The sequence below is a fragment of the Pseudoduganella albidiflava genome (assembly GCF_004322755.1).
In the GTDB taxonomy this organism is placed as follows: domain Bacteria; phylum Pseudomonadota; class Gammaproteobacteria; order Burkholderiales; family Burkholderiaceae_D; genus Rugamonas; species Rugamonas albidiflava.
Genome location: NZ_CP036401.1, coordinates 2,806,245 through 2,817,454, shown reverse-complemented (window position 1 = coordinate 2,817,454; position 11,210 = coordinate 2,806,245). Strand labels below are relative to the sequence as shown.

At 67.8% G+C, this 11,210-nt stretch carries 10 protein-coding genes; 3 read left to right on the top strand and 7 right to left on the bottom strand.

What is annotated here, in order from left to right; all coding sequences use genetic code 11:
• Window positions 1-169: 169 nt before the first annotated feature.
• Both EYF70_RS31060 and EYF70_RS31055 read left to right on the top strand, forming a co-directional pair.
• Window positions 170-322: a hypothetical protein gene (locus EYF70_RS31060; RefSeq protein WP_165497632.1), complete on the top strand. Its 153-nt coding sequence runs from the start codon at window positions 170-172 to the stop codon at window positions 320-322.
• Between the two features lie 242 nt (window positions 323-564).
• Window positions 565-711 (top strand): hypothetical protein, encoded by a 147-nt coding sequence (locus tag EYF70_RS31055; RefSeq protein ID WP_165497631.1) that lies wholly within the window; start codon window positions 565-567, stop codon window positions 709-711.
• Window positions 712-774: 63 nt separating this feature from the next.
• Here EYF70_RS31055 and EYF70_RS11745 read toward each other — a convergent pair whose 3' ends face one another.
• The 4 genes from EYF70_RS11745 to EYF70_RS11730 form a co-directional block, all read right to left on the bottom strand.
• The gene (locus tag EYF70_RS11745; protein ID WP_131145568.1) at window positions 775-1,023 is read right to left on the bottom strand and encodes a hypothetical protein; all 249 of its coding nucleotides are present in this window, start codon (window positions 1,021-1,023) and stop codon (window positions 775-777) included.
• Window positions 1,020-1,451, bottom strand: a complete 432-nt coding sequence (locus EYF70_RS31240; RefSeq protein ID WP_174800399.1) for a hypothetical protein — start codon at window positions 1,449-1,451, stop codon at window positions 1,020-1,022. The genes EYF70_RS11745 and EYF70_RS31240 overlap by 4 nt, the downstream gene beginning before the upstream one ends.
• 146 nt (window positions 1,452-1,597) lie before the next feature.
• The gene (locus EYF70_RS11735; protein ID WP_131145567.1) at window positions 1,598-2,851 is read right to left on the bottom strand and encodes an acyl-CoA dehydrogenase family protein; all 1,254 of its coding nucleotides are present in this window, start codon (window positions 2,849-2,851) and stop codon (window positions 1,598-1,600) included.
• An 11-nt stretch (window positions 2,852-2,862) separates the two neighbouring features.
• The gene (locus EYF70_RS11730) at window positions 2,863-5,154 is read right to left on the bottom strand and encodes a TonB-dependent receptor family protein (protein ID WP_218943773.1); all 2,292 of its coding nucleotides are present in this window, start codon (window positions 5,152-5,154) and stop codon (window positions 2,863-2,865) included.
• Window positions 5,155-5,395: 241 nt separating this feature from the next.
• Between EYF70_RS11730 and EYF70_RS11725 the strand changes: the two genes are divergently transcribed.
• Complete coding sequence (locus EYF70_RS11725) at window positions 5,396-6,301, top strand: LysR substrate-binding domain-containing protein (RefSeq protein WP_131145566.1); 906 nt, start codon at window positions 5,396-5,398, stop codon at window positions 6,299-6,301.
• Between the two features lie 150 nt (window positions 6,302-6,451).
• On the opposite strand, the gene EYF70_RS11720 is transcribed toward EYF70_RS11725, so the two are convergent.
• Genes EYF70_RS11720 through EYF70_RS11710 form a run of 3 tightly spaced genes read right to left on the bottom strand, consistent with a single transcriptional unit; the run spans window position 6,452 to window position 11,192 of the window.
• The gene (locus tag EYF70_RS11720; protein ID WP_131145565.1) at window positions 6,452-8,266 is read right to left on the bottom strand and encodes an ABC transporter ATP-binding protein; all 1,815 of its coding nucleotides are present in this window, start codon (window positions 8,264-8,266) and stop codon (window positions 6,452-6,454) included.
• Window positions 8,263-10,185 (bottom strand): ABC transporter ATP-binding protein, encoded by a 1,923-nt coding sequence (locus EYF70_RS11715; RefSeq protein WP_131145564.1) that lies wholly within the window; start codon window positions 10,183-10,185, stop codon window positions 8,263-8,265. Before EYF70_RS11715 ends, EYF70_RS11720 begins: the two co-directional genes overlap by 4 nt.
• Window positions 10,182-11,192, bottom strand: a complete 1,011-nt coding sequence (locus tag EYF70_RS11710) for an aldo/keto reductase (protein WP_131145563.1) — start codon at window positions 11,190-11,192, stop codon at window positions 10,182-10,184. The genes EYF70_RS11715 and EYF70_RS11710 overlap by 4 nt, the downstream gene beginning before the upstream one ends.
• Between the last annotated feature and the right edge of the window lie 18 nt (window positions 11,193-11,210).

Genomic DNA, 11,210 nt, shown 5'->3' with positions numbered 1-11,210 from the left:
AAATGCGGAAGCCATTGAACGCATTCGCTATTGATCACAGGTTCGCTTCTCGCACATCGGGTGTTATTCACGATCAAGATAGCCAACATCCAAACTCGTAATTGGTCTTATATTTATCGAGACCGTACCATTCGTCCATCGCATAACGCCAACGACATCGAGAACCGCCATGAACGCCACGATCACCGCCTCCCCCGCCGCCAACGAACGCCAGTCCGGCTCCGCCATTGCCCGCGCGGTCCGCAGCGTGCTTGCCTTCCTCCGCAACGCCATCAAGCAATACGGCGCGCCTTACCTGAACGGCCCGCTGCCGCCGCTGTAAGACTGCCCGACAGGAAGTCCGTGGAAAGCCAGGGCCACTACCCTGGCTTTTTTCTTGGCAGAAATTTATCACCCCGACAGAAATAAGCAAAACGTATATTTACCTAACGCAACAGTGATGACGGATTTCCAGTAGATATACGCAAATCTTATCGCCGGCATGGGAAATCAAAATTGGATCTATATCTGGACGGCGCGTAAGATTCAACCATCGCCAACGCAAACGCATTCAGGAGCATGACCATGACGACCACCACCGCACCGCGCTTCGAAGCCGCCAACGAAACTTCGGGCTTTTCCCGCCTGGTTTCCGCTTTCCTCGCCGAACTCCGCCGCGCCATCGAACTGGCTGGCGCGCCGTACGTGAACGGCCCGCTGCCGCCGCTGTAATCAGCCGCCGCCGCAAATGAAAAAGCCTCCGCTCGCGGAGGCTTTTGTTTTACCGGTGTCCCGTCAGTGCGCATGCCGCGGCGCCCGCGTTCGCACCGCCGGCATCGGGAACCGCGCCGACTCCACGGCGAAACGGTCGCCATCGCGGCGGTTGTCCGGCGCCGACAGCACGCGCGTGATCACGCTGCGCGGCACGCCTTGCGCCGCCATGTACACCCAGGCGTTCGCCGAGCCGCGCTGGGCATCGACCACCAGGCCCTGCCGCACGACGGCTTCCATATCGCTGTTTCTTCTTGCTTGACGCTTCATCATGGCTGCTCCACTGGTTGGGGTCCCGGTTCGATCGCCGGCACCGTCTGCCTTGCGAGTACGGCGAGCTCGGGGCCGCCGTTCCGCAAAGCCTGGATCACCCGCGCGACCAGGGCCTGGTCGGCGAGTCCGTACTCCTGGGCCTTGATGCCCTCGATCTGCAACTGCATGGCGCGCAGCTTGCGCACCGCTTCGGAATCTTCACCATCGGCACGCGTTGCCTGCTCCAGCAGAACCTCGGTGATCAGCCCGAGCTGCTTGCCGTACGATGCCACTTCCTCGAACGCGCGCCGTTCGATGCGCGCGTTGCCGGCGCCGGGCCGGATCACGTTCTGGAACCAGGTAATGTCGGGATCGATGGCTTGCGACACGGCGCCGCTGAACGGGAAGTAGAACTGCGGTGCCAGGTGGAAGCACAGGAAAGGAATCATCTGCCAGCCTTTTAATTGTTGAATGACGGAAGCGGCCCCGGACAGGCGCCGATAGCGCCCGCCGCGATGTATTCAACATGGTAGCGTCTGGCAGATAAAAAACTGTCATCGATTGTAACCGCTGCCTCCCGGTAACGGCCCGGCCGTCAGTTCCGTGCCGGCTCGGCAGCCGGCATGCGCGGCGGTACCGTGCCGTTGAGCCAGTAGTCGCCGATCATCCGTTCGCGGAAAATCGCCGGGTTGTGCGACGCGGCCGTGCGCGCGTTGCGCCAGTGACGGTCGAGCCGCCGCGCCTCGCTGGTGGCCGATGCGCCGCCCACGTCGAACAGCAGCGTGCTGGCTTGCAGCACCAGGTCGATCACCACTTGCTGCGCCTGGAAGGCCTCGATCTCGACGGCGGCATACAGCGCATCGTCCGCGCTGCCGGCACGGGCGCGCTGCCAGGTGTCCTCCAGCGTGCGCGCGACCGTGGCGACGATGCTGTCGGCCGCATACGACAGGCTGGCGATCCGCCCGACCACGCGCTGCACCAGCGGATCCTCGCGCGGGCTCGATTCGCCCGGCACATCGAAGGCGCGGGTCTTGCGCTGCACGAAGGCGATCGCCTCGCGCAGCCCGGCGCGGGCCGCCCCGGCCATGCTGGTCAGCAGCACCAGTTGCAGGAAGGCCTTGTTGTACGAGGCCGGCACCGTGCCGTCGAAGCGCCGCACCACGTGGTCATCGCGCAGCCGCACGTTGTCGAACACCGTGGTGCCGCTGCCGGTCATGCGCTGCCCGAAACCGTCCCAGTCGTCCAGGCGGGTCACGCCCGGCAAGGTGGCGGGAAAGGCGATGCTGGCCAGTTGCTCGCCATCCTTCGCGGTCGCCACGATCCAGTCGGCATAGATCGTGCCGGTGCTGTAGAACTTCTTCCCGTTCAGCAGCCAGCCGTCGCCATCGCGGACGATGGTGGTGCCGATCGTTGTGCTGGCGGACTGCTCGGCCATCGCGTAGCCGATCAGCGCACCGTCGGCCACCTTGGGGAACCAGAACGCGCGGGTGGCTTCGTCCTCGTGGTTCAACCGGCTTTCCAGGAAGGAGAAGTGACCGCGCAGCAGGTGCGAGATATTCGAATCGGCGGTCGCCAGGTCCAGCAGCAGCGTGAAGAACTGCGGCAGTGTCGCGCCCAGGCCGCCGTAACTGCTGGGGATGCGCAGCGCGCCGAAGCCCGCTTCGCGCAGCAGCCGTACTTCGTCGAACGGCAGGCGGCGCTGCTGCTCGCGCTCGACGGCGCCCGCCGCGATGCGCTCGAACACCGGCCGGAAGCGCTCCCGCAAGGCCTCGGTGGTCCATTCGACGGCCGTTGGAGCCGGCTCCGGCCGGTATGCCGCCGGATGGAAAGATGCGTGGATGTCGCTCATGGTTTCTCCGTTCAGCGGAATGCGTACTGGATGCCGGCGTACACGCCGAAGCCTTCGCCGGGCGCCGAACGGCGCTGGTCGGTGCCCGCGTCGTTGTAGGCCGGCGCCACGCTCGATACGTAGTGCTTGTCGGCCAGGTTGCGCAGGTCGACGAACACCTTCCAGCCGTCGCGCGGATGGTCGTAGCCGACGCTGGCGTTGACGATGCCGTAGCCATGGGTGCGGAACGAGTTGGCGTAGTCGACGTCGATCCGCGACGCCGCCTGCACCGACAGTCCGCCGTAGAAGCCGCCCGGGTGCTCGTACTGCAGTTCGCCCTGGTAGAAGCGTTTCGGGATCCCCGGCAGCGTGTTGCGACCGAAGCGGGCATCGTTGCGGAAATAGAAGTCGTTCAGCGTGAACGACTGGCGCGCCGACAGCCGGCCCGCCGCGCCGCCCTCCCACAGCTGCGATTCGAGCCCCGCCTCGATGCCCTGGTGGACCGTGGGCGTGGCGTTCGACTCGGCCGTGATCGCCGCCGACGTCGCCGAGGCGGGGATCACCTCGACCGACAGCAGCTCGTTCTTCACCAGCGCGCGGTACACCGACAGGCTCCAGTTCGAGTCGAAGGCGCGCCCGCGCGTGCCCAGTTCGACGCTGTTGGCCTTCTGGTCCTTCAGGTCCAGGCCGCGCCGCGACAGGCCGGTGGCGGGGCCGGACGTGAAGGTGGGCGGGATGGTCAGGAAGGCCCACGAGTTCGGCGGCTCGACCGAGCGGCTGACATTGCCGAACACCTGGATCTCGTTGTCGAAGGTGTAGCGCAGGCCGGCGCGCGGCGCCAGCGCCGTGGTGCTGCGGCGGTACGGTTCGCTCGTGACCGGATACACCACTTCCGTATAGCGCTTGGTCTTGATGGCGGAAACGCCGGTCGTCAGCCACAGGCTGGGCGCCACTTCCAGGTCGTTGCCGGCATGGAGCACGTGGTCTTCGCCATCGTACTCGGCGCGGCGGATCAGCGTGCCGACCGGCAGCGCGGCGGTGGCCGCCGCCGGGATGCGTACCCGCGTATCGAGCCAGCCATGGTTCAGGTGACTGGTCGACAAGGCGCCCACCCTGGTTTCGCTGCGTTTGCCGAACAGCGTATCGCGGCGCGCGTACTGCAGCGAGAACGAGGTGTCGGCGAAGCCCCAGCTGCCGACATTGACGGCCAGTTGCTGGTCGATCGGGTAGTCGTGCACCACCAGGCCCACTTCCAGCGACGAAGCGTCGTCGATGGTCCAGGTGGTCTTGTTGGCCAGCCAGCGCGAACCGGGCTGGTTGCGGTGCGCGTTCTGCGCCACGGCGACCGGGTTGGCCTGGCGCGGGTCCTGTTCCACCTGCGCCACGGTCAGCGCGCCCGGTTGCCAGTTATCGGTCTTCCGGTAGCGGAAGTAGAAGCGCGTGTCCAGGTTCGGGGCGATCCTGTAGCCGAGGTTGCCGATGAAGCCGCGCGACTCGCCCTGCGACAGTGTCTGGTAGCCGTCCCGCTCCGAGGCGATGCCGGCCACGTAGTAATCCCAGTCGCCGATCACGCGGCCCGAACTGACGGCCACTTTCTTGTAGCCGAAGCTGCCGGCCTCCACGCGCACCTCGAAGGGCGCGGCATCGCGGCCGGTGCGCGTCACGTAGTTGATCGCGCCGCCCAGCATCAGCGCGCCCGCGTCGAACGCGTTGGCGCCGCGCAGGATCTCGGTGCGCGACAGGCCGAGCGGCTCGAACAGTTCATACGGCGTGCCGCCCGGCCCCGTGACGGGAAGGCCGTCGAACAGGAACAGCGTGCCGGAGCGGAAGAAATTGGTGCCGCGGTTGATGGCCGAGCCGCGGATCGAGATCTTGATGCCGTCAGTGCCGCCGGCCGCCTGGGCATACACGCCCGGCTGGAAGGCCAGCACGTCTTCGTTGGTGAACACGCGACCCCGCTCCACGCGCTCCTGGCTGACGACGCTGACGCCGCCCGGTACCTCGTCCAGCCGCAGCCTGGCGCGGTCGGCGCCGTTCAGGGCTTTGCCGGCGACGTGCACGGTACCGGCCATCGCGATGCCGGATTCAGCTTCCGCCGCCGCACTCGCGGCCGCCGCGGCCCCCGCCACCTCGGCCTGCTCCGCCATGGCGACGGCCAGCGCGGGTGCCGCCTCCACGGCGGCGACGGCCGCGGCGACCGATGCCGCGTGCGCCGGTGCCAGCATGGCGCACAGCGCCGCCGCCGCCGCGGCGCTGGCGGTCAGCGCACCGCGGCCTCTGTTGTTCCGGTTCTTTTTCTGGGTATTCGACTCTGCCTGGTACACGTGCGGTTCTCTCTTTCGATGGATGCGATGGGAATGGTGGATCGCAAGTTACCGAACCGTGCCGCGTTGCACAAACAATCAAAAGTGGAATCGATATGAGCATCGGCGATATATGGATCGGCGCCCCCGCACCGCTTTGCAAAGCAGCCGTGCACGTTTTCGATATCCATATTCGGAACGCTTCGTTGTCATTCGCGCATGGATAACTATCATGGTGGCGTGATAGTGACCGGAGGGACCGATGAATTTCCAGCAGCTGCGCTTCGTGCGCGAAGCCGTGCGCAACAACCTGAACCTGACGGAGGTGGCGGCCGTGCTGTACACGTCGCAGTCGGGCGTGAGCAAGCAGATCAAGGACCTGGAGGATGAACTGGGCATCGAACTGTTCGTCCGTTCCGGCAAGCGCCTGACGGCGCTGACGCGTGCCGGCGACGGCGCCGTGCAGATCGTCGGCCGCATCCTGCAGGAGACGGAAAACCTGCGCCGCTATGCCAGCCAGTATGCGGGCGTGGACAGCGGCCGCCTGGTGATCGCCGCCACGCACACGCAGGCGCGCTATACGCTGCCGAAAGTGGTCGAGGAATTCAACCGCGCCTATCCGAAGGTCACGCTGGAACTGCACCAGGGCACGCCGCGCCAGATCGCCGCGATGGTCAGCGAAGGCGACGCCGACATCGGCATCGCCTCCGAGGCCCTGGATGCGGCGTCCGCCGTGCGGGCATTCCCCTGCTTCACGTGGAGCCACCGCGTGGTGGTGCCGGCCGGCCATCCGCTGCTGGCGCGCACGCCGGTCACGCTGGCCGACATCGCCGCCCATCCGCTGATCACCTACAACGAACAGTTCACCGGCCGCAAGTGCGTCGACGCGGCGTTCCGGCAAGGCGGCCTGGTGCCCGACCTTCGGCTGACGGCGATGGATGCCGACGTGATCAAGACCTACGTGCGGCGCGGCCTGGGCATCGGCATCGTGGCCGAGATGGCGCTCGACGACCTGGCGCAGTCCGGCCTGCACGTGCTGGAGACGGACGGCGAACTGTTCGGCTCGTGCACGACGATGCTGGGCGTGCGCAACGGCGTGTTCCTGCCCAGCTTTGCCTACCGCTTCATCGACATGTTCGCGCCGGGGCTGCAGGTGGCGCCGCAGTAGCCAGGCGCTCACCGGGGGATTGAAACCCCTTGCTGTCGGATACTGGATTTCAACAGCCTGCACCCGCTTCCTGGAACAACCGGTGTCCGACACCGGGAAGCCGGTGTCCGACACCAGTACGCCAATGCCATCGTCCGCATCGGGCGCAGCTCACGGCACGGAACGGGCGCCCGGCACCAGGTCGTCGAAGGACGCACTGCTGCTGCGGTGCAGCGCCGCGTACATGCCGTCGCGCGCCAGCAGTTGCCGGTGGTTGCCCTGCTCGACGATGCGGCCGCCGTCCAGCACCACGATCAGGTCGGCGTCGCGGATGGTGGCCAGCCGGTGGGCGATGATGATCGTCGTGCGGCCCTGGCGCAGCACGTTCAGCGCGCGTCCGATTTCCTGCTCCGTGAAACTGTCGATGTTGGCGGTGGCTTCGTCCAGGATCAGGATCTTCGGCGACGCCAGCAGCGCGCGCGCAAAGCTGAGCAGTTGCCGCTGGCCGACCGACAGGTTGCGCCCGCGCTGGCCCAGCTGCGTGTCGTAGCCCTGCGGCAGCGCGGCGATGAAGCCGTGCGCATGCACCGCCTTGCAGGCATCGATCACCTGCTCGCGCGTGGCGCCCGCCAGGCCGTAGGCAACGTTGTCGGCCACGCTGCCGCTGAACAGGAACGGCTCCTGCAGCACCATGCCGACGTGCCGGCCCAGCGAATCGAGCGCCAGTTCGCGCACGTCGCGCCCGCCCACCGCGACCGTGCCCTGCCAGGCGTCGTAGAAGCGGTGCACCAGCGCGGCGATGCTGGTCTTGCCGGAGCCGGTCGGCCCGACCAGGGCCACGGTCTGGTACGGCGCGATCCGCAGGTTCAGGTCATGCAGCACCGGCTGGCCGGGCCGGTAGCCGAACGTCACGTGCTCGAACGCCACCGACGGCGGTGCATCCGTCCACGCCGCGGCATCCGGGCGGTCTTCCAGCGTAACGGGCACTTCCAGCACCTCGATGATGCGCTGGCCGGACGCCATGGCCCGCTGCATCACCGTGTATTGCATGGCCAGCGTGCGGATCGGGTCGAAACAGCGCTGCACGCAGAAGATGAAGGCCAGCATGACACCGACGTCCTGCTGGCCGGCCAGCACCGCCCGCCCGCCGACCACGACCACCACGGCCATCGCCAGTCCCGTCAGCACGTCGACGGCCGGCATCATCACTTGCGACACCAGCGAGGAACCGGTCTGCGCTTCCAGGTTTTCGCGTGCCCGCTGCTCGTAGCGCCGCAGGTTGACGGCTTCGCGCCGGTTTTCCTGCACGGTGCGGATGCCGTTGATGTTTTCCGCGAGCGCCGCGTTGACCGAGGAAGACGCCTCGCGCGACCGCGCGAACACCCGTTTCGCCCAGGGCAGCCAGGCATGCCGCAGCACCAGCAGCGCCGGCACCACGCCCAGCGTCAGCAGGCCAAGCTGGAAGTCCATCGCCAGCAGCAGGATCACCAGCCCCGCCAGCAGGAACAGCTCGCCCAGCGCCGTGACGGAGGTTTCCATGAATTCCTGCAGCGCGTTGACGTCGCCCTGCAGCCGCGCCATCAGCCGGCCGACATGTGTCTGGTCGAGGATGGCCAGCGACACGCGCTGCAGGTGGGCGAACATGGCCCGGCGCAGGTCGAAGATCACCCGCTGCGCCAGCCGCGCCGCCAGCCATTCCTGGAAGAAGGTCAATACCGCGTTCACCGCGACCAGCAGCGCGAACGCCGCCAGCACCGTGTCGAAGGCATGCACCGACCGCCCCAGCGCGCTGTCGACCGCGTGCCGGATGGCGACCGGGATCAGCACCTGCACCACGGTGTACAGCAGCACGAGCACCACCACCACTGCCAGCATGGCGCGGTGGCCGTGCATGAATTGCCACAGCCGCGCCGTCACGCTGCGGTCGAAGCGGGCGAAGACTTCCTCCTCCTGCCCGCGCGCGTCGTCATTCACGAAAGCGCTCATGTGCCCACTCCCGCCAATGGTTCGTCCATTTCCGCCGCGCCGTCGTGCTGCCTGTCGTATTTGCTGTCATACCGTCGGTCGTTCCGAGCCCCGTCCAGGCCGTCGCGCGCCGTGCGGTGCTGCAGCGCCCACAGCTCGGCATAACGGCCGCCGGCAGCCAGCAGCGACGCATGATCGCCCCGCTCGACGATCGCGCCGCCATCGAGCACGATGATGTGATCGGCATGGCGCAGTGCGCCGAGGCGGTGTGCGATGATCACGGTGGCCGCGTCCCGGCAGGCTTCGCGCAGCGCCTCGCGCACCCTGGCCTCGGTGACGGGGTCGATGGCGGCGGTGGAATCGTCCAGCACGACCACCGACGGGTTGCCGACCAGCGCGCGGGCAATCGTCATCCGCTGGCGCTGGCCGCCGGACAGTGCCGCGCCCCGTTCGCCGACGCGCGTGGCATAGCCATGCGGCAGCCGCGCGACATGGTCGTGGATCTGCGCGATGCCCGCGGCGGCCGTCACGGTCGCCGCGCTGGCGTCAGGCGATGCATAAGCCACGTTGTCGTGCACCGACGTATCGAACAGGAAGTTCTCTTGCTGGACCAGCGCCACTTCGCGGCGCAGCGAGGCCAGCGAGACGTCGCGCACGTCGCGCCCGCCCAGCGTGACCCGGCCGACGCCGGCATCGTAGAAGCGCGACACCAGGTGCGCGATGGTCGACTTGCCGCTGCCGGGGGCACCGACGATGCCGAGCACCTGCCCCGGCGCGACGGTAAAACTGACGTCGCGCAGCACCTCCCGGCCGCCCGCCACGTAGCGGAAGCCGACGTTCTCGAAGCGCAGCGTCTTCGGCCCCGCCGGCAGGTCCGCCGCGCCGGCGCGGTCGGCGATCTCCGGCACCGCGTCGAGCACCTCGAACAGCCGCGCGCCGGATCCGGTGGCGCGCGCGCTCGAATTGACCACCATGCCGACCTGGCGCAGCGGCTGCTGCAGGATCGTGATGAAGGTGAGGAACTCGGTCAGCGCGCCGACCGTGAGTTCGCCCGTGGCCACGCGCCGGCCGCCGACCCACAACACCAGCGCCAGCGACACGTAATAAAAGAACGTCATCAGGCTGATCGACCCCATCCGCTCGGTGATGCGGGCGTTCGACAGCCGCAGCGCGCGCCGGGAGATCTCGTCGAAACGCGCCAGTTCGGCCAGGCTCGAATGAAAGGCGCGCACCACCCGCACGCCCTGCAGGTTTTCTTCCATCCGCAGCGTGAGCTCGGCCATCATCTTCTGCAGGCGTTGCCAGCTGGCGCGCAGCCGCACGGCGGCACCCGCCGCGATGGCCAGCACGAACGGCACGAAGGACAGCGCCAGCACGCCGAGGCTGGCATCGACACTGAGCAGCCGCCACGAACCGACGCCCAGCAGCAGCGCCAGGGTGATGGCGCGCAGCACGCCGAATTCAAAAAAGGCGCGCACGCCTTCCAGGTCCAGCATGCCAGGGGCGATCAGGTCGCCCGTGTGGATGCGGTCGTGATAACCGAACGACAGTTGCTGCAGCTTGTCGAAGAACGCCAGCCGCAGGTCGTAGGCCACGCGCTGCGACAGGGTTTCCCCGCAATAGCCCTGCAGGCCGGTCAGCGTGCCGCGGATGGCGCATGCCGCCACGATGAGCAGTGCCGTCCAGGTCAGCGCCTGTCCGGCATCGGCCAGGGTTGCGCCACCAAGGTGACCCGCCTGGTCGACGGCCCGGCCCAGCAGCCGGGGCATGACCAGGTTGAAGACCGCCGCGCCGAGCGCGCATGCCACCGCGGCGGCGCAGCGCCACGGATGCCGCAGCGCCAGCCGGAGCAGGCGCCCCAGCACGCGGGGCATCGCGTGGATGTCGACGTATTCGGCAAACTGCGGCGGCGTGGAAGGTTCGGGTGCCGCCGCCGTCATGCCCGCGCCACCCGGCCCGTCACCGGATAGGCCGGGTCGGTGTAGCCGGGCGTGCTGGGATGCCCGGGCGGCACCAGCCGGTCGAACAGTGCTTCATCCTCGGCGGTGAAACGGTAGCGCAGCGCCGCGCGGTAGTTGCGCCACTGGTCGAGCGTGCGCGGGCCGCCGATCACGGACGACACAAGCCGGTTGTTCAATACCCAGGCAAACGCGAATTCGGCGGTCGTGATGCCGCGCGCCTGCGCCGCTTCGCCGATGGCCTGGGCCAGCGCCAGCGACTCCGGCCGCCACTCGGTCTGCAAGGCGCGCGTATCGTTGCGGGCGATACGGCTGCCCTCTTCCGGCGCCGCGCCGGGACGGTATTTCCCCGTCAGCACGCCGCGCGCCAGCGGGCTGTAAGGCACCACGCCCAGGCCGAAATGGGCGGCGGCAGGCAGGTGTTCCACTTCCGGCATCCGGTTTGCCGCGTTGTAGTAAGGCTGCGTGACGACGGGGCCGGCGATGCCCAGCTGCCGCGCCAGGTGCGCCACCTCGGCGATCTGCCAGCCCTGGAAATTGGACAGCCCGTAGTAGCGGATCTTGCCCCGGGCGAGCAGGTCGCCCAGGGCGCGCAAGGTTTCTTCCAGTGGTGTCAGCGCATCGGGGCGATGCAGGTAATAGATGTCGATATAGTCCGTGCCCAGGCGCGCCAGGCTTTGTTCGGCCGCGTGCAGCACGCGGCCGCGCGACAGGCCCGACTGGTTCGGCCCGTCGCCGGCCTTGTGCCCGACCTTGGTCGCCAGCACCCACTTGTCGCGCCGCGTGGCGATGGCGCGGCCGACCACGCGTTCCGATTCGCCGCCGTTGTACACGTCGGCCGTGTCGATGAAGTTGATGCCGTGTTCATGCGCATCGTCGATGATGGCGCGGGCCTCGGTTTCTCCCGTGGCGCCCCCGAACATCATCGTGCCGAGGCACAGCGGGGAAACGCGCAGTCCGCTGCGCCCCAGTTGGTTGTAGTCGCTCATTGCTGTCCTTGTACCCTG

What these genes read in the sequence shown, in the direction of transcription:
- EYF70_RS11745 (WP_131145568.1), bottom strand. Translation starts at nt 1,023, where the DNA reads ATGATGAAGCGTCAAGCAAGAAGAAACAGCGATATGGAAGCCGTCGTG.
- EYF70_RS11725 (WP_131145566.1), top strand. Translation starts at nt 5,396, where the DNA reads ATGAATTTCCAGCAGCTGCGCTTCGTGCGCGAAGCCGTGCGCAACAAC.
- EYF70_RS31240 (WP_174800399.1), bottom strand. Translation starts at nt 1,451, where the DNA reads ATGATTCCTTTCCTGTGCTTCCACCTGGCACCGCAGTTCTACTTCCCG.
- EYF70_RS11715 (WP_131145564.1), bottom strand. Translation starts at nt 10,185, where the DNA reads ATGACGGCGGCGGCACCCGAACCTTCCACGCCGCCGCAGTTTGCCGAA.
- EYF70_RS11720 (WP_131145565.1), bottom strand. Translation starts at nt 8,266, where the DNA reads ATGAGCGCTTTCGTGAATGACGACGCGCGCGGGCAGGAGGAGGAAGTC.
- EYF70_RS31060 (WP_165497632.1), top strand. Translation starts at nt 170, where the DNA reads ATGAACGCCACGATCACCGCCTCCCCCGCCGCCAACGAACGCCAGTCC.
- EYF70_RS11710 (WP_131145563.1), bottom strand. Translation starts at nt 11,192, where the DNA reads ATGAGCGACTACAACCAACTGGGGCGCAGCGGACTGCGCGTTTCCCCG.
- EYF70_RS31055 (WP_165497631.1), top strand. Translation starts at nt 565, where the DNA reads ATGACGACCACCACCGCACCGCGCTTCGAAGCCGCCAACGAAACTTCG.
- EYF70_RS11735 (WP_131145567.1), bottom strand. Translation starts at nt 2,851, where the DNA reads ATGAGCGACATCCACGCATCTTTCCATCCGGCGGCATACCGGCCGGAG.